The sequence below is a fragment of the Paraburkholderia sp. GAS41 genome (assembly GCF_050436545.1).
Lineage (GTDB): Bacteria > Pseudomonadota > Gammaproteobacteria > Burkholderiales > Burkholderiaceae > Paraburkholderia.
In genome coordinates this window covers 104,234-122,410 of sequence record NZ_JBNDMK010000007.1, presented here as the reverse complement: position 1 = coordinate 122,410, position 18,177 = coordinate 104,234, and the positions used below count along the sequence as shown (strand labels likewise).

13 protein-coding genes are annotated in these 18,177 nt (G+C 63.9%); 8 read left to right on the top strand and 5 right to left on the bottom strand.

The annotated features are described in order from the left end of the window. Nucleotides 1-3: 3 nt before the first annotated feature. Complete coding sequence (gene treF, locus P3T43_RS12710; protein WP_429281397.1) at nt 4-1,764, bottom strand: alpha,alpha-trehalase TreF; 1,761 nt, start codon at nt 1,762-1,764, stop codon at nt 4-6. A 400-nt stretch (nt 1,765-2,164) separates the two neighbouring features. Here treF and P3T43_RS12705 point away from each other — a divergent pair, with 400 nt between their 5' ends. The 6 genes from P3T43_RS12705 to P3T43_RS12680 all read left to right on the top strand — a co-directional run bounded on the left by P3T43_RS12705 (nt 2,165) and on the right by P3T43_RS12680 (nt 10,392). Next, entirely contained in the window at nt 2,165-5,737 is a 3,573-nt protein-coding gene (locus tag P3T43_RS12705; RefSeq protein ID WP_429281396.1) for a response regulator, read from the top strand. Nucleotides 5,738-5,753: 16 nt separating this feature from the next. After that, nucleotides 5,754-6,608: a CheR family methyltransferase gene (locus tag P3T43_RS12700; protein WP_429281395.1), complete on the top strand. Its 855-nt coding sequence runs from the start codon at nt 5,754-5,756 to the stop codon at nt 6,606-6,608. Nucleotides 6,609-6,665: 57 nt separating this feature from the next. Next, a complete protein-coding gene (locus tag P3T43_RS12695; RefSeq protein ID WP_429281394.1) occupies nt 6,666-7,301 on the top strand; it encodes a chemotaxis protein CheB in 636 nt (211 codons plus the stop codon). Between the two features lie 9 nt (nt 7,302-7,310). Continuing rightward, the gene (locus tag P3T43_RS12690; RefSeq protein ID WP_429281393.1) at nt 7,311-8,438 is read left to right on the top strand and encodes a hybrid sensor histidine kinase/response regulator; all 1,128 of its coding nucleotides are present in this window, start codon (nt 7,311-7,313) and stop codon (nt 8,436-8,438) included. A 168-nt stretch (nt 8,439-8,606) separates the two neighbouring features. Continuing rightward, entirely contained in the window at nt 8,607-9,143 is a 537-nt protein-coding gene (locus tag P3T43_RS12685; protein ID WP_429281392.1) for a carboxymuconolactone decarboxylase family protein, read from the top strand. A gap of 220 nt (nt 9,144-9,363) precedes the next feature. Next, nucleotides 9,364-10,392: a sulfonate ABC transporter substrate-binding protein gene (locus P3T43_RS12680; protein WP_429281391.1), complete on the top strand. Its 1,029-nt coding sequence runs from the start codon at nt 9,364-9,366 to the stop codon at nt 10,390-10,392. Nucleotides 10,393-10,487: 95 nt separating this feature from the next. Here the strand turns inward: P3T43_RS12680 and P3T43_RS12675 are convergent, their stop codons facing one another. From P3T43_RS12675 to P3T43_RS12665, 3 genes are all read right to left on the bottom strand, one after another. Beyond that, entirely contained in the window at nt 10,488-11,318 is an 831-nt protein-coding gene (locus tag P3T43_RS12675) for a LytR/AlgR family response regulator transcription factor (protein WP_429281390.1), read from the bottom strand. A gap of 21 nt (nt 11,319-11,339) precedes the next feature. Beyond that, nucleotides 11,340-12,452, bottom strand: a complete 1,113-nt coding sequence (locus P3T43_RS12670) for a sensor histidine kinase (RefSeq protein ID WP_429281389.1) — start codon at nt 12,450-12,452, stop codon at nt 11,340-11,342. Between the two features lie 165 nt (nt 12,453-12,617). Further along, nucleotides 12,618-13,130 (bottom strand): DUF6622 family protein, encoded by a 513-nt coding sequence (locus P3T43_RS12665; protein WP_429281388.1) that lies wholly within the window; start codon nt 13,128-13,130, stop codon nt 12,618-12,620. 324 nt (nt 13,131-13,454) lie between these two features. Between P3T43_RS12665 and P3T43_RS12660 the strand changes: the two genes are divergently transcribed. Further along, on the top strand, nt 13,455-13,901 hold the full coding sequence (locus P3T43_RS12660) for a hypothetical protein (RefSeq protein ID WP_429281387.1): 447 nt from the start codon (nt 13,455-13,457) through the stop codon (nt 13,899-13,901). A gap of 67 nt (nt 13,902-13,968) precedes the next feature. On the opposite strand, the gene P3T43_RS12655 is transcribed toward P3T43_RS12660, so the two are convergent. Next, entirely contained in the window at nt 13,969-14,886 is a 918-nt protein-coding gene (locus tag P3T43_RS12655; protein ID WP_429281386.1) for an NAD(P)-dependent oxidoreductase, read from the bottom strand. Between the two features lie 343 nt (nt 14,887-15,229). On the opposite strand from P3T43_RS12655, the gene P3T43_RS12650 reads away from it, so the two are divergent. After that, entirely contained in the window at nt 15,230-18,166 is a 2,937-nt protein-coding gene (locus tag P3T43_RS12650; protein WP_429281385.1) for a molybdopterin oxidoreductase family protein, read from the top strand. Nucleotides 18,167-18,177 lie beyond the last annotated feature (11 nt).

Genomic DNA, 18,177 nt, shown 5'->3' with positions numbered 1-18,177 from the left:
TCCTTAATGCGCAGGTGCTGATGCCGCCGCAGCCGCAGACGCCGCCTCCGATACGCCAGCGGGCCCAGCCGGAATATCCACCGGCCGGCTCGCGGCTACGTTGACCGCATCCGGATACAGCGCAAGCAGCACCCGCAGCACGCCATTCGTCCAGCCGAAGCCGTCCTGCAACGGATACTCGCCGCCGCCCGCCGAAACTCCCACGCTCGTGGCGTCCACGTCATATTTTTCGACCAGCTTGCCGGTGTGCTGGTAGTACATGACAGTGGTGCGAATCCAGCGCGTGGCAATGGTCTGCGCAAGCGTCGCCTCGCCATAACGTCGCAAGCCGGTGACCGCAATGTATTGCAGCGGCGCCCAGCCGTTCGGCTCGTCCCATTGCTGACCGGTTTTGACCTGGGTGGTCGCGAGGCCGCCCGGCCGCAACAGCCCGCGCTCGATGGTTTGCGCGACCGCATGCGCCTGCTGCTTGTCCGCCACGCCCGCATAGAGCGGAAAGGCCGTCGCAGCGGTAAGACGGTGCGTCAACTGATGCTGCGTGAAATCGTAGTCACTGAATGCCTGCAGGCGTGGATCCCAGAGCATGCGGCGGATGGCCTCGGCGCGCGCGTTGGCGCGCTGCTGCAGATTCTCCGCGCGGGTGGCATCGCCCTTTAGGCGATAGGCGTGCGCCAGCGTCCGTTCCAGCTGGTAGAGCAGGCAATTCAGGTCGACGGGCACGAGCGAGGTCACGTCGACCGATCCCAGCGTCTTGCCATCCGCGAACCAGCGCGAACTGAAATCCCAGCCGGTTTCGCCGCCCGCGCGCAGATTGCGCCACAATTCGGCGGAGTCGCGCTGCGGCGTCTCGTGGGCGGTTTCCACGTCCTCGCGGTAGGACTCGTCCCGCGGCACGGCGCGTTCGTCCCAGTAGCGATTCAGCAAGGTGCCGTCGGGCAGACGCACCAGATGCCGATACGCGTGCCCCGCCGGCAGCAGGGTGCTGCCATCCATCCAGTACGTGTATTCCTGCTGCAGTTCGGGCAGATATTGCAGGTAAGTCTGCTCGCCGTCCTTTTGCGCGACGAGCGCCACCATCTGCGAGAAAAACGGCGGCTGCGAGCGGCTCAGGTAATAGGTGCGATTGCCGTTCGGAATGTGACCGTAGCGGTTGATCAAGGTCGCAAAGTTCTTCAGCTCGTCCACGACCAGGTCATGGCGGCCGCTTTGCTCCAGCCCGAGCATGATGAAGTACGAGTCCCAGTAGTAGATCTCATCGAAACGTCCGCCCGGCACGATGTACGGATCGGGCAGCGGCAGCAGCGACGACCACGGGCTTGCGCTCGCATCCGGATCGCGGCGAAGCACGTCCCACAAGGTATCGATGTGGGCCACCACGTTCTGATTGGGATCGGACACATAGGGCTTCATCAGATGTTGCGGTGTGACGAAATACTGGCGGACGAACGCGGCCAGGCTGAAATTGGCTTGCTGCCGGCTGCTCGTATAGGCCGCGACGATCTGCTGCGGCGACGCGCTGGGCACCATGTCGGCAAATGTCTTGCTGTCGGGAAACAGGTGCGCGAGTTCAACGTCCCGGTAAAGATCGCCATACGATTCGGCCGGCGGCACCGGCGCCACCGGTGACGGCTGGGCATGCGGATTCGTATGGGCAACGGTGGCGATGCCCGGCGGTCGCGTCACTGCGCCGGGCTGTCGCGGCGCCGAGCCGAGCGCCGCGCTGGCGGTCGCAGGCAGCGAAGCGAGCGGGCTTTCCGGCGGCATGGCTTGACTGAACGCGAGATGGCAAGCGAACAGCGCGGCCGCAGCGACACAGAAAGAACGGGGCAGGTGGCGAGGGCGAATGCGATCTGGCATGTGCGACGGGCGTTGGCGAGAGTCAACAACGGAGAAGCGGGCTCGCAAGTGACATACCGCGACGAGCGGCGCCGCTGGACATTGCAGGCGGGCGAAGCCGGAGATGCCCGGGCACGCCGCTTGCTGAGCAGACCTATCCGATCGAATCCGATACGCGCGCAACCACCGCGTGACCTGCTTGCGGCGAGCCGCGCGCATGGTTCGGACGGGCGCAGTGGCTGTATGATACGTGGCCATATCTGTGGTGACGGTATATCAGTCGAAATTGCCGAGCCGAGCAAACTGACCAAGCGAAATACAGAAAAAAATGCCTGCCTTCACTGCTGTCGATCAGGACAAATTCCGTCGCATCATCCGTCGTAACATCGCGCTGCCGCTCGGCATGGGTCTATTGAGCGCTGCAGTGTTCGTCGCGTTGATCGCCTACCTCGTGAATACCATGAGCTGGGCCGAACACTCGGAGCGGGTAATCGGCAATGCCAACGAAATGCTGCGCCTCGCGGTCGACCGCGAGTCGTCGGTGCGCGGCTTCCTGATTACCGGCGACGACAGCTTTCTTGCGCCGTACGAATTAGGACAACCCCGCTTCCAGACCGAGATCACCACGTTGATGGAGCTGGTCTCCGACAATCCGGCGCAAGTCGAACGACTCAAACGGATCCAGGCCGTGCAGACCCTGTGGGACAGTTACGCGCAGCAAATGATCGATCTGCGCCGCAAAAACCAGGCGTATGAGCCGGAAGTCGCGAGCAGCCGCAGCAAAACCGCTTTCGACGAAACGCGCCGCGAGTTCGGCGATTTTCTCGATGTCGAATTGCGTCTGCGGCAAGAGCGCACCACGGCCGCGCGCAATGTCACGGCCGTCATGGTCGCCACCTTCCTGTTTTTTAGCCTCGTGGTAAGCGGTTTTCTCGCCTGGCGGGGGCGGCGCGAATTGCTCGACCTGTCCGCGTCCTATGACGGCGTGCTCAGGCAGCAGGACGAACAGACCCAGACACTGCAGCAGCAGGTGTGGCTGCGCTCCGGCCAGCGGCTGCTCGCCGAAAAAGTGATCGGGCAATCCACGCCGGCGCTGGTGGGCGCAGCCATGCTCGAATTTCTCGCGCACTATCTGGGCGCGGTGGTGGCGGCCCTCTACGTACGTGACAAGGAAACCGGCACGCTGCATCGCGCGGCCTCGTACGGCTTCAGCGTCGAAAGCGAGCAGGCATCACAGAATTTCCAGAGCGCCGAAAGTCTGATTGGCCAGGCCGCGCTGACGCGGCGGACCATTCTGCTGCAGGACGTGCCGGACGATTACGTGAAAGTGATGTCGGGCCTCGGCATGAGTGCTCCGAAGAACCTGATTGTCCTGCCCATTGAAAACGACGGCGTAGTCAATGGCGTGATCGAACTCGGGTTTATCCGCGCATTGGTCGAGCGTGACCAGGAACTGCTGCAACTGATTGCCGGCGGCATGGGCGACCTCCTCGAGGCGGCGTTGTATCGCGAGCGTCTGCAGGACGCGCTAGTCGAGATGCAGCAACTGAACGAGGAGTTGCAGGTTCAGCAGGAAGAACTGCGCGTGTCGAACGAAGGCCTGGAAGAACGCGGCCGCGCGCTGCTGGATTCGCAGGCGCGCCTCGAAAATCAGCAGGCCGAACTCGAACAGACCAATGTGCAACTCGAAGAGTACGCGCAACGTCTCGAACGGCAGAAAGCCGATCTACTGCGCGCGCAGGATGAACTGTCGACCAACGCAGCGCGGCTCGAACAGTCGAGCCGCTACAAATCCGAGTTTCTCGCCAACATGTCGCACGAGTTGCGCACGCCGCTGAACAGTTCGCTGATTCTCGCCAAACTGCTGCAGCAGAATCGCACCGGCAATCTGAGCGAGGAACAGGTGCGCTATGCCGAAACGATTCACGCCTCCAACAGCGATTTGCTGGTGCTCATCAACGACATTCTCGATCTGTCGAAGGTCGAGGCGGGGCAAATCAACATCGAGCTCGAAACCGTGTCGCTCGATGGCGCGCTGCAGTCGCTGCACGAGACCTTTGCGCCGCTCGCCGCGGCAAAGCAGCTGAGGCTGACATTCGACCGGGCGCCGGGCGTGCCCGACACGATCGTCACCGACAGTCAGCGTACGGTGCAGGTATTGCGCAACCTGCTGTCGAATGCCGTGAAATTCACCCAGCGCGGCGAGGTGTCGTTGAACGTGGCGCCCGCCGATGACGGCATGGTGCGCTTCGAGGTACGCGACTCGGGCATCGGCATTGCGCCGGACAAGCTGGAAATGATCTTCGAGGCGTTCCAGCAGGCCGACGGTTCCACCAGCCGGCATTACGGCGGCAGCGGCCTCGGTCTGTCGATTTCGCGCGAATTCGCGCGGCTGCTGGGCGGGCGGATCTCGGTCGCGAGCGAACTGGGCAAGGGCAGTGTGTTTACGCTGTGGCTGCCTGCCGATCCGGGCGCGGCACTCGCCGCAAGCGCGGAACATTCCGCCGCCGAGGCGCCGGGTCCGGCCCGGCATACGCCCGCCACGCTGCCTGCGCCGGTGGCCCATGTCTCGTCTTCGTTCGCGTCGTCGCTCGCGGCGGCGGCTGCCACCACGAGCGCCACCGCGCTCCAGCCGGCGCTAGCCATCGAAGCGGGCACGCGCAATGGCGCCGAGGAGGCTGTCAGCGCGCCAATCGGCGACGACCGCTTTGAGCGCAGGCGCGGCAACCGGACGATTCTCGCCATCGAGGACGACATCCCGTTCGCCGAGATTCTGCGCGAGCTGTCCCACGAACTCGATTTCGACTTCCTGCACGCCACCGACGCCACCAGCGGCGTTGCGCTGGTGCGCGACATGCGGCCGGCGGCCGTGCTGCTCGATGTCGGCTTGCCGGACCGCTCGGGACTGACGGTGCTGGAATGGCTAAAGAACGATCCACTGACGCGCCATATTCCAATTCACATCGTCTCGGCCACCGATCACGCCGACAAGGCGCTGCATCTCGGCGCCATCGGCTATACGCTCAAACCGACTGCACGCTCGACACTGGAAGCGGCGATCCGGCGGCTCGAAGCACGCCTGCAGCAACGTCTGAAACGTGTGCTGGTGATAGAAGACGATACCCCGATGCGCGAAAGCATTGGCGCGCTGCTGCAGAGCGACAACACGGAAATCGTGGCCGTAGCGACGCTTGCGAGCGCGTTCGACAAACTGGCAACCAGTAGCTTCGATTGCGTGGTGACCGACCTTGCGCTTCCGGACGGCACCGGTTACGACCTGCTCGAACGTCTCGCGCTCGACGCCGCCCATCTCGCCCTGCCGGTGATCGTGTATACCGGCCGCATGCTGTCGAGCGACGAAGAGCACCGGCTGCGACGCTATTCGAAATCGATCATCATCAAAGGGGCGAAGTCGCCCGAACGCCTGCTCGACGAAGTCACGCTGTTCCTGCATAGCGTGGAATCGTCGCTCGCGCCCGAGCAGCAACGCATGCTGCGCACCGTGCGGCAACGCGACAACGCCTTCGAAGGCCGCAACATCCTGCTGGCCGAAGACGACGTGCGCAATATTTTCGCGCTGTCGCATGTGATCGAGCCGCTTGGAGCCAAGCTGCAGATTGCGCGTAACGGCCGCGAAGCGCTCGACCTGCTGGAGACGGAGCCCGAGGTCGATCTGGTGCTGATGGACATCATGATGCCGGAGATGGATGGTCTGACGGCGATGGCCGAGATTCGCCGCAATCCGCGCTTTGCTCATCTGCCCATCATCGCGCTCACCGCGAAGGCGATGGCGAACGACCGGGTGCGTTGTCTCGAAGCGGGCGCGGACGATTACATCTCCAAGCCGATCGATGTCGACAAGCTCGTCGCGCTGTGCCGCGTGTGGCTGCGGCAGCGCTAGTCGTAGAGAACGCGTCATGAACACGAACCGGACTGCGCCCCAATCGCGACCGCCGCGCATCAGCGATTTCGATATCGAACTGACGCTGCTGCTGGAGGCCATTTACCTGAAATACCAGCACGATTTTCGCCACTACGCGATGTCGTCATTGCGCCGCCGGCTGGGGCAGGCGCTCGACGAGTTCGGCCTTGCCACGCTGTCGCAGTTGCAGGACAGGATCATGCGCAGCGGCGCCGATTTCGCGCGCCTGTTTCAATACCTGACGGTGCAGGTCAGCGACATGTTCCGCGATCCCGCCTATTTTCTGGCGCTGCGCCAGCAGGTGATGCCGGTTCTGCGAACCTATCCGTCCATCAAGGTCTGGGTGGCGGGGTGCAGCACGGGTGAGGAACTGTGGTCGCTCAAGATCCTGTTCGATGAAGAGGACCTGACCGAACGCACCTTGTTCTACGCAACCGATATCAACCCGGACGCGCTGGCGCGCGCCGAAGCCGGCATTTACGCGCTCGACCGGATTGCCGGCTTCACGCAAAACTATCTGGCGGCGGGCGGTACCCGTTCGCTCTCCGACTACTACCACGCGGCTTACGGCGGGGCGCGTTTTGCGGGCGCCCTGAAAGACCGGGTGGTGTTCGCCGACCACAGTCTGTCCACCGACGAAGTGTTTCTTGAAGCACACCTGGTCTCTTGCCGCAACGTTATGATCTATTTCGACCGGCCGTTACAGGACCGCGCGCTGGGGCTGTTTCAGCGTGCCCTCGTGCGGCGCGGCTTTCTTGGCCTCGGCAGCAAGGAGAGTTTGCGTTTTTCGAAGCAGCACGAAGCGTTCGACGAATTTTGTCCGCGCGAGCGCATTTACCAGAAGCGCTAGCATGAGCGCGATGCCAATGCCGTCAAGTCCACTCAGCCGAAACTGACGCGAGCCACTATGGGTGCCAGCCATTTCGCCGTGAAGCGACCTTCCGCCTCGACGCGTTCGCGCGCGTTCGAGCTGGTGGCGCTCGGCGCGTCGGCAGGGGGGATTGAAGTCCTCAACGGGCTGCTCGCCGCATTACCCGGTGATTTCGCCGCGGCCGTCATGATCGTGGTGCATTTGCCGGCCGATCCATCGAGTTATCTCGTGGAGACTTTTAGCCATCGCAGCCGCTTGCCGGTGCTCGAACCGGATGCCGGCGAACAGATTGTCGCCGGCCGCGTGTATGTCGCGCCGCCCGGCTATCACATGCTGGTGGAAAACGATGGCACGGTGGCGTTGTCCACCGAGGCAGCCGTGCGGTTTTCGCGGCCCTCGATTGACGTGATGTTCGAATCCGCGGCGTGGCGGTATCGCGAACGCGTGCTGGCCGTTCTGCTCTCGGGCGCCAATGAAGATGGCGTGCGCGGGCTCGAAGCCGTGCGCGCCGCGGGCGGCTTCGCCTGGGTGCAGGCGCCTGACACCGCGGTGTCGCCGGAAATGCCGCGCGCCGCAATCGAACGCGGGGCCGTGGACGAAATCCTGTCTCCCTCCAACATGGCCCGTCGTCTCGCGCGGCTGCCGGCCTTTACCGAACACGAATCCTCCTGACCCGATGCCATGACGAATCCTCCTGTCAACATTCTGATCGTCGACGACATCGCGCATAACATCACGGCGCTGCAGGCGTCGTTGACGCGGCCGGACATCAGCCTGCTGGTGGCCGATTCCGGCACGGCCGCGCTGGATCTGCTGCTCAAACACGAGGTCGCGCTCGCGATACTCGACGTCAACATGCCCGGTATGAACGGCTTCGAACTGGCGGCGCTGATGCGTGGCAGTCCGCGCACCTCGCACGTGCCGATCATCTTCCTGACGGCGACTGCGCAGGACGCCTCGCGCACGTTCCGCGGCTACGAAGCCGGCGCGGTGGATTTTCTCTACAAGCCGTTCGATCCGCGCATTCTGCAATCGAAGGTCGATGTCTTCGTGCAACTCGAACAGCAGAAACGCCAGCTAGCCGCACAACTCGTGACCACACGTCAGATGCTGGAGGCCAATGAAATGCTGATGGCGGTACTGAGCCACGATCTGCGCACGCCGCTGGGGGCCGTACTGTCGTCGGCGGAGTATCTGATGCGTCTCGAAGCCAGCGACGTGGTGACCGCCACCGCAACGCGCATGAAGAGCAGTTCGCTGCGGATGGCCCGGATGGTCGACCAGTTGCTGAACCTCGCGCGCCTGCAAGGCGGGCGGCTGCAATTGCAACCGCGCCCGATCGAACTGGCGACGTTGTGCCGATCGGTCATCGACGAGTTTGCCACCCATAAAGGCGCGGCGCAGATCGTGCTGGTGAGCGAGGGCGACTCGGCGGGCCAGTGGGACTCCGATCTGCTGTGGCAGGCCATTTCGAACCTGATCAACAACGCGCTGCATCACGGCGAACCAGGCGGCGATATCGTCGTGCGCGTCAAGGCCGATAAGGGCGAGCGGATCGTGCTGAGCGTGACGAACCGGGGCGTGATCGCCGCGGAGGTCGTGCCGCATCTGTTCCGGGCGTTCGGCGCGAGCGGGGTTGGCGGACGGCCGCGGGAAGGGCTTGGGCTCGGCCTTCATATCGTGCGCGAGATCGTCCATATGCATGGCGGCGAGGTTGGGGTGCAGTCGGATGAAACGCAGGGCACGGTCTTCGTAATCGAACTGCCGCGCACCGCGGTACGCGGGCGGGGCTCGCTGAGCGGGCGGTAGGGCGGAGCGAGCGTGGGCTCGAAATGCTCGAATCACCCCTTTCGGTTGAGACGTTTGAGCATCTTGTTGCACCATTCAGGCATTCAATGACTCACCGAGTCTGACTACACTGACTTCCATGCCATACGACATGGCGAGCAGATGAAACCAGACCTCAAGGAGTCAATCATGTCCCGTCTTACCGCAATCAACCCTGAAGCCGCCACCGGCGCCGCCGCAGAACTCTTCGCCAAGATCAAGAAGGCCGCCGGCAAGGTGCCGAATGCCTACGCCACCATCGGCACGCATAGCCCGGCGGCGCTGGGTTCGATACTCGGCGTCGAAGCGATTCTCGCCAGCAGCAGCCTCGCGAAAGCAGATATCGAAGCCATCAAGCTAGCGGTCAGCGAAGTGGCCGGTTGTGATTACTGTGTCGCCGCGCATACGCTGATGGGGAAGTTTGCCGGCCTGTCGCAGGACGTCATGAAGCAGGTTCGCGCCGGTAGCGCGACCGGCGACGCAAAGCGCGATGCACTGGTGCGCTTTGTCCGCACGCTGGTCCAGACCCACGGCACGGTTCCCGTCGAAGACGTCAATGCGGTACGCGACGCGGGCTACAGCGAACAGCAATTGATCGAGGTGTCGCTGGCCATTGCTTCCATCACGTTCACGAATCTGGTGAACCGCATCAACGACACGACGGTGGATTTCCCGGCGGTGGCGTAAAGCGAAGCTGGCGTATCGCGGCATGGGCCGCAATACGCCAGCATGCGTTGCAATGCCATCCGCGCGCGGGTCGAGGCTCGAGCTTCCCATCCGCCATGCTTTGCATATGCGCAATGATTGGTTCGCTTCGTGCCGGAGCGTCCCTATTCTGATCATCGCCCCGCGATGGTTCGTCCCGCTTGCGGTGGCATTCCCGCTCACGCACTCGCGAAGGACAACCATGGTTTCATCCGAACATTCCACGCCCGATGCGCAACCGGTCGATTCCGGCCGGCGCTCGCTACTGAAAGCCGCAGCCGCCTTTGCCGTGGGCACGGGAGCCGTCATGGCCGGGGGCGCCGGGACGCTGCTGTCGAGCCAGGCCACGTGGGCTCAGGGGAACCCGAAAATACTGCGGATCGGCTTTCAGAAGTACGGTAACTTCGTCGTCCTGAAGGCGCGCGGCACGCTGGAAAAACGGCTCGCGCAGCAAGGCGTGGCCGTGCAGTGGCTGGAGTTTCCCGCTGGACCGCAATTGCTCGAAGGATTGAATGCCGGCGCGGTGGACGTGGGCACAGTCGGCGAAACGCCGCCTATCTTTGCGCAGGCCGGCGGTGTCGATTTCGTCTATATCGCCAATGAGCCGCCCGCGCCCCAAGGCGAAGCGCTCGTCGTGCATCAGGACTCGCAGATCCGCACCGTGGCGGATCTGCGAGGCAAGAAGGTGGCATTGAACCGCGGCTCGAACGTCCACTATCTGCTGGTGAAAGCCTTGCAGCGCGCCGGCCTCGCGTACACGGACATTCAGCCGGTCTATCTCACGCCTGCCGACGCACGCGCCGCCTTCGTGCAGCACAGTGTCGACGCGTGGGTGATCTGGGATCCGTATCTGGCTGCCGTCCAGCGTCAGGCGAACGCCCGTGTTCTCACCGATGGCGAGAACCTCGTGCGCAACACCCAGTACTACGTGTCGGCGCGCAAGTTTGCCGACGCCCAGCCGCAAGTGCTGCATACGCTGCTCGACGAGCTGAACCAGGTGGACCAGTGGGCGAGTACCAATGCGTCCGCCGTGGCCGCGCAACTGTCGCCGCTCGTCGGACTCGACGCGGCCACGCTGGAGTTGGCGTTGGGGCGCACGGGTTACGGCGTGCTGCCGATCACCGACGCCACGCTCGCGTATCAGCAGCAGATTGCCGACACGTTCACCGATCTCAAGTTGATTCCGAAGAAGCTGACCGTTGCGGATGCGCGCTGGAATTCGGTCGGCTGACGCGTTCGCAAGAACGGCAGGCATGCAGCGGGCACGCGGGACGCGTGGGGCGTGGTCGACACGGGGTTGTCACGCTGCCGGCTTGCACCGGACAGTCACATGCCCTTGAACTGATCGGCGTACAAACGGCTGACGCTCAGCCTCGTGGGATGACCACGCAGGCTGAGCGTCAGCTTGCCCGCGTCGTCGCGTGACGCGCTCGCGATCGTCTCGGCCCGCACCACCGTGCCGCGGTGAATTTGCCAGAACTGCTGCGGGTCGAGTTGCAACAGCAGTTCCCGCAACGACGTGCGGATCAGGTGCTCGCGCTCGGCCGTGATCACCCGGACGTATTTGTCCGCTGCCTCGAAGTACAAAACTTCGCTGACCGGAACCATCGTGATCGTGTTGCCGGCGCTCGCCTGGATCATGCGCAATGGTGCGGCCGGTGCGCCCGTGCCCGACTGGTTGGCCGCGCCGGGCATCCCCGCGCCGAACAGCGTGCGCAACTGATCGATCATCGGCGCCAGTCCCGCGTCTCCGTCTTGCGGTTGCGCACGGGCCTGCAACGCGGCTTGCAGCCGCTCGCAGGTTTTTGCCAGCCGCTCCGGTTGCACCGGCTTGAGGACATAGTCGAGCGCGGCGCGTTCGAAGGCACGTAGCGCGTATTCGTCGTAAGCGGTGACGAAGACGAGCAGCGGCGGCGGGCGGCCCGCGTCCGGCCAGTCCTCCGCCAGCGCCTGCGCCGCTTCCAGACCGCTCATCCCAGGCATGCGGATATCGAGGAACATCACGTCCGGCTGCAGCGCGAGACTCTGCTTGAGCGCGGACGCGCCATCCCCGACGCTGGCGATGATCCGCAGTTCGGGCCACAAACGGATCAGTTCGGCTTGCAGGTTGGCGGCGAGCAGCGGCTCGTCTTCTGCGATCAGGGCGGTAGCGTGCATAAGAGATGAGTGACTCATGGATTAGGTTGAGACTTGGCCGACCGGTAAGCGCACCACGGCGAGCGCGCCGCCGCGGCCGTCGCCCGGCGTGCTCAGTTCGAGCGATGCCGCGTCGCCATACAGGGCGGCGAGCCGCTCGCGCACCTGCTGCATGCCGAAGCGGCTGCCCTGCGTCGCCGCCGCGCCGAGACCCACGCCGGTGTCGCGCACGCTCAGCACGAGCGCGTGACCGTCGCGGCGGGCGGCGATCTCGATCTGTCCACCCGCCACGCTCGGCTCGAGCCCATGCTTGATCGAATTTTCGACCAGCGGCTGCAGCAGCAGCGGCGGCACGGACAAGCCGCTCAGCTCGGCAGGCAGGTCGAGTGTGCCGGCGAGGCGCGGTCCCATGCGAACCTGCATCAGTTCGAGGTAATCGCCGATGCGTGCAAATTCCGCAGCCAGTGCATGCGAGTCCGACCGCGAGGCGTCGAGCGTGGCGCGCAGAAAGCCGTTTAGATGATCGAGCATGGCCTGCGCCCGGGGCGGATCCTGGCCGATCAGCACGCGCAGGTTCGCCAGCGTGTTGAACAGCATGTGCGGCTCCAGTTGCGACACCAGCAGCTTGAGCTGGTTTTCCGCGGACGCACGTAGCGCGGCTTGCGCCCGGGCCTCGGTCGCGGCGAGGCGTGAGCGTGCGTAGAAAAAATAGGTGCAGCCGATTGCGAGGGCGAGCGTCGGCGCGAGGGCCGGCAGCAGCAACTGCGCATCGCGCAGGAAGCCGAGCGGCGCACGATGCGTGCCGGTGACCAGGTCGCCGAACGCGTGCCCGCCGAGATAACCGGCGATCGCCGACAGCGCCACCCACGGCGCCATCAAGGGCCAGCCCGGCCAGCGTCGGCTGGGCACGAGGCGCTCTGGCGTGCCGCGGCGCGGGCCAGTGGAAGCGCGCTGGAACGGCCGGGTCGACAGGCCGTAGCGCCCGGTTTCGATCAGGGCCTGAATGCAGAACGTCACGGCGAACGAGTAGATCAGATTGGAGACGAGCGTTTCGTTGGCCAGCGGGCTGAACATGAAGGTGCTGGCCAGCGCGATGAGGATCGTGATCCGCAGTTCACGCCAAAGCCATTTGACAACGATGGGATACGGGGGCATTCGGCAGTCCGGAAGCAGGCGTTCATCGGGCGCAGGGCAAAGAAGAGGGGCGGGCGGCCAGCCAGCTTCGCCTGCAGCGGATTGTAGCCGTTCAGGCAATGAACCCGGCCACGCTGGCACGGCAAGCCGTTGCGCCCGGACGTGGTTCATGCCGCTGAGTTCGCATCACCAGGCCGCATCGTGCCGGGTCGATGCGCGCACCGCCCGCCACACGGCGAGAGCCCGAGCGAGGAACATGCCGCTGAACGCGCCGTACACGAGGCCGGCAAAGCCGGCGAAAGCGGTGTCGACGGCGAAGCCGGGGGTCGTCGCCAAGGCCACGGCGACACCGAACCTGATGGCGAACAGTCCCAGCAGCAAGACCAGCGGCAGCCAGCTTCCGGGCATCAGGACGCTACGTTCCTGCGGCAGCCAGCGAATCTCGCCCCACACGCCCAGCGCCTGCGCCAGCAACAGCGTGACGGCCCCGCCACCGGCCCAGGCAAGCAACGCCAGCGGTTGGGCGGAAAAGGCGGACGCCACGCCATAGAGCGACAGGAGCACCATCAGAAGGGGCAAGGCAGTGCTGCTGCGCAAGGATCTGCGGCGCGGCAGCGTCTGTTTGAAGCCGATCACGGTCAGAGCGGCGAGCAGGCCCCAGACCCAATGCGGTGTTTGCAGGAGAATGGAAGTGAACATGATGGCGGGCTCCGTGTCTATCAACGAGGGGTTCGATGAGGCACATGTTCGGCCCGCTTTCTGCAAGGTTCGAGCGGTTTGCGACAGAATGACAGGATGTGGCGCGAAACGGTCTGGATTCGGCGCGAAAGGTTTTACCGCGGTTGTACCGCGGATCTACCGCGTCGGCTCGCATGTCCTGTGTGCGCCAGGGTTACGTGGCGTCGCCTGAAAGCCAATGTAATCTGCATTGATAGCTGCCGTACAGTGGGAGCGGGGCAAAGGTCCTATGTTAGGAACGGGCTCCGCGTGCCGGACACCTGCCAGGATAAGGGTTGCATCACCATGAGAAAGTGTTTTTCCAACGCGCTCGGACTGCTGACCGCAATGGGCGCGCTACTCCATTCGCTGCCTGCTGCCTCACACGACCTCGACGCACAGCTCGACTGCACCTCTAACCCGCACGCTTTCATTGCTTCGCTGCAAAGCGATCAGTTCATCGAAACGGAACCGATGCATGTGGAAGCGAATTCCGTCAATGCGTTTCGGCCAACCCGCAACAGCCAGCTGACTGCCTTCGGCTTTCGCGTCTATGCCGTGCTCGGCTACGCGCATGACGACGATCTGTTTCACAAGGGCAAAGGCGAGGCGATGACGGGTTCGCTGTACGGCGTAGTGGTGTTCGGGACCAGCGATTCCGTGAAGGTGCATTTGCACGACGCGGGGAGCGACGCCGTCGTGCACGAAGTCTTGCCGCTCATCATGACCGCCGTGCTGTGCAAGGCGAATTGAGGCGCCCGCCAGCCGGCGCCGCTCTGGCGCTGGCTGTGGCTCTATACAAGTAGCGTTGACAAGGTCGTCAGTCGGCGCGCCTGAGTTGCCGTAGACGCCAGATCAGACTGGACGTGTCGAAGCGCTTGCCGCCCAGGTTCTGCACGTCGCCATAGAACTGGTCGACCAATGCCGTGACCGGCAACGCCGCGCCGTTGCGCTTCGCTTCGTCGAGGCAGAAGCCCAGGTCCTTGCGCATCCAGTCCACCGCGAAGCCGTAGTCGAACTTGCCTTCGATCATGGTCTTGCCGCGGTTGTCCATCTGCCAGCTCGCCGCGGCGCCCTTGCCGATCACTTCGAGCACGCGCGGCATGTCGAGTCCGGCGCGTTCGCCGAAGTTGATCGCTTCGGAGAGCCCCTGCACGAGGCCGGCAATACAGATCTGATTGACCATTTTCGCCAGTTGTCCGGCGCCCGCCGGACCGATCAGCGTGACGGCCGCCGCATAGTGGCGCAGCGTGACGGCGGCAGCCTCGAAGTCCTGCGCGGCGCCGCCGCACATGATGGTCAGCTTGCCGTTTTGCGCGCCGGCCTGGCCGCCCGAGACGGGCGCGTCGATGAACCGCAAGCCTTGCTCCTCGGCAAGCGCCGCCAGTTCGCGCGCCACGTTGGCCGAGGCCGTCGTATGGTCGACGAAGGTCGTGCCGTGGTTCATGCCCGCGAATGCACCGTCATCGCCGAGCGTGATGCTGCGCAGATCGTCGTCATTACCCACGCAGGCCAGCACCAGTTCGACGCCGTCCGCTGCTTCACGCGGCGTACGGGCAGCGCGGCCGCCGTACTCGGCCACCCATTGTTCGGCTTTGGAAAAGGTGCGGTTATAGACGGTGACGTCGAGTCCGGCGCGGGCCAGGTGGCCGGCCATGGGATATCCCATGACACCCAGGCCGAGAAATGCAACACGACGTTTTGCGTGGCTGGAAGACGAGGCTGCGGAATCACTCACTGCACGGCTCCTTCAGGTGGGGCAGGTTGGGGTTGGCTGAAAATCCATTATCGCAGCGATAGCAGCGGGATGCAGGCGGGCCGGCACGCGCGTCGGCTGTCGGAAACTATCGGTGCCGGCGATACATTGAATATCAAATAGCGATTTTTCTTTCGTCTGCATCGGTCCTAGGATGCAGGGGTAGGGTGTCGTGCGGGATCCCGTCGCGAGCGGTTATCCACCTATATGAGCGTCTCATACGAAGTTGCGATTCCTCCTTTGCGCGCTTCCCTCTTACGATGACGCAACGGGTCGCAGTCGTCGGGCAGGCAAACGTCATGGCAAGAGCTTTTACGGAGTACACATGGAACACCACGCGCGCACGCAGAACGAAAAACTCGAAGTCAAAACCACCACCTGCTACATGTGTGCCTGCCGCTGCGGCATCCGCGTGCATCTGCGCGACGGCGAAGTGCGCTATATCGACGGCAATCCTGAACATCCGCTCAACCAGGGTGTGATCTGCGCGAAAGGTTCGTCAGGAATCATGAAGCAGTACTCGCCCGCGCGCCTGACCCAGCCATTGATGCGCAAGGCTGGCGCCGAGCGCGGCAGCGCGCAGTTCGAACCGGTCAGCTGGGAAATCGCGTTCGCGACGCTCGAAAAGCGCCTGGCCCATCTGCGTGCCACCGATCCGAAGAAATTCGCCTTGTTTACCGGTCGCGACCAGATGCAGGCGCTGACCGGTCTGTTCGCCAGACAATTCGGCACGCCTAACTACGCGGCGCATGGCGGCTTCTGTTCGGCCAATATGGCGGCCGGGATGATCTATACGATGGGCGGCTCGTTCTGGGAATTCGGCGGCCCGGACCTCGATAGCGCCAAGCTGTTCTTCATGATCGGCACTGCCGAGGACCATCACTCGAATCCGCTGAAGATCGCGTTGTCGAAGTTCAAGCGCGCCGGCGGCCGCTTCATCGCCATCAACCCGATCCGCACCGGCTACGCGGCGATTGCCGACGAATGGGTGCCGATTCGCCCCGGCACAGACGGCGCGCTCTTCATGGCGCTGATTCACGAGTTGCTCAAAACGGATTCCTACGATCACGAGTTCGTCACGCGTTATACCAACGCGGCCGAACTGCTCGACATGAATGAAGCGAGCGACGCGTTTGGTCTGTTCGTGCGCGACCCCGCTTTGCCCGAAGGCAATCCGCTGTTTCCGCAAAACCACTTGTGGTGGGATGGCAAGACCGAGCGCGCAGTGCCGCATCACACGCCGGGCGTCGAACCCGCGCTCGACGGCCGCTACACGCTCGACGACGGGACACCGGTCACGCCGTCGTTCGCCTTGCTACGCGAACAGGTGGCGACGAATACGCCGGAATGGGCCGCCGATATCACCGGCATTCCCGCCGAGACGATCCGCCGCCTTGCGCGCGAGATGGCCGACGCAGCGCGCGATCACAAGATCACTTTGCCGATCCCGTGGACCGACGCGTGGGGACAAACGCACGACACCGTCACCGGCAATCCGATCGCCTTTCACGCGATGCGTGGACTCGCGGCCCATTCAAATGGCTTTCAATCGATCCGCGGACTGGCCGTGCTGATGTCCTTGCTCGGCACGATCGACCGGCCGGGCGGCTTCCGGCACAAGTCGCCGTATCCGCGGGCGGTGCCGCCCTCGGCCAAACCGCCGAATCACCCGGACGCCGTGCAGCCGAATACGCCGCTCGCCAACGGGCCGCTCGGCTGGCCAGCGGCGCCCGAGGACCTGTTCATCGACGATGCCGGCGGACCCGTGCGGATCGACAAGGCGTTTTCATGGGAATACCCGCTCGCCGTGCACGGCCTGATGCATAGCGTGATTACCAACGCATGGCGCGGCGATCCTTACCCGATCGACACGCTGCTGATTTTCATGGCCAACATGGCGTGGAACTCGGCGATGAACACGGTCGAAGTCCGCAAGATGCTGGCCGATAAGCACGAAAACGGCGAGTACAAGATTCCGTTCCTGGTGGTCTGCGACGCCTTCCAGTCGGAGATGACCGCGTTTGCCGATCTGATCCTGCCGGATACCACCTATCTGGAGCGGCACGACGCCATGTCCATGCTCGACCGGCCGATTTCCGAATTCGACGGCCCGGTGGATTCGGTGCGCGTGCCGGTGGTGCCGCCGACCGGCGAATGCAAACCGTTCCAGGAGGTACTGATCGAACTCGGCAGTCGTCTGAAGTTGCCCGCCTTTACCACCAAAGAGGGCACGCGCAAGTTCCGCGACTATCCGGATTTCATCGTCAACTTCCAGACCTCGCCGGATTCGGGCGTGGGCTTTCTGATCGGTTGGCGCGGCAAGGATGGCGACAAGGCGCTGGTCGGCGAGCCGAATCCGCGCCAGTGGGAGCAGTACGCGAGCCACAATTGCGTGTTCCATTACACGCTGCCGGAACCGCTGCAATACATGCGCGGGGTCAACGGTCCATATCTGAAGTGGGCGGTCGAACACGGCTTTCGAAAATTCGACACGCCCATCGTGATCCAGCTTTACTCGGACGTGATGCAGAAATTCCGCCTCGCGGCGCAGGGGAAAAGCGCCGGGCGTCAGCCGCCCGATCATCTGCGCGAGCGCGTGGCGCGCTATTTCGATCCGCTGCCGTTCTGGTACGAGCCGCTGGAACTCGCCGCCACCGATCGCGTCCGCTTCCCGCTCGCGGCCGTCACACAGCGGCCGATGGCCATGTACCACTCGTGGGACTCGCAAAACGCGTGGCTGCGGCAGATTCATGGGGAGAACTATCTATTCATGAATCCGTCGATGGCGCGCGAAAACGGCATTGACGACGGCGGCTGGATTTACGTCGAATCGCCATGGGGCAAGGTGCGCTGCATGGCGCGCTACAGCGAGGCCGTGGAGCCGGGCACCGTATGGACGTGGAACGCCATCGGCAAGGCCGCCGGCGCGTGGAACCTCGGGCCGGATGCCAACGAATCGCAACGCGGCTTTCTGCTCAATCACCTGATCACCGACGAACTGCCTGGCGTGACGCCAGCGGACGCGCGCACGTCCAACTCGGATCCCATCACCGGCCAGGCGGCGTGGTACGACGTGCGGGTGCGCGTCTATCCGGCCGAGGCCGACGCGGATCACACCTTGCCGCAATTCGCACCCATGCAGGCGCTGCCGGGTTCGACCGGGGTCGGGCTGACGGGAATGGCCCAACGTATCGTACAAACCTACTTCGCGGGGCGCGGCGAGTTTGCAGCGCGCCTGCGCGGTGCCGGCAAACAGAAATAACGAGGAGCATC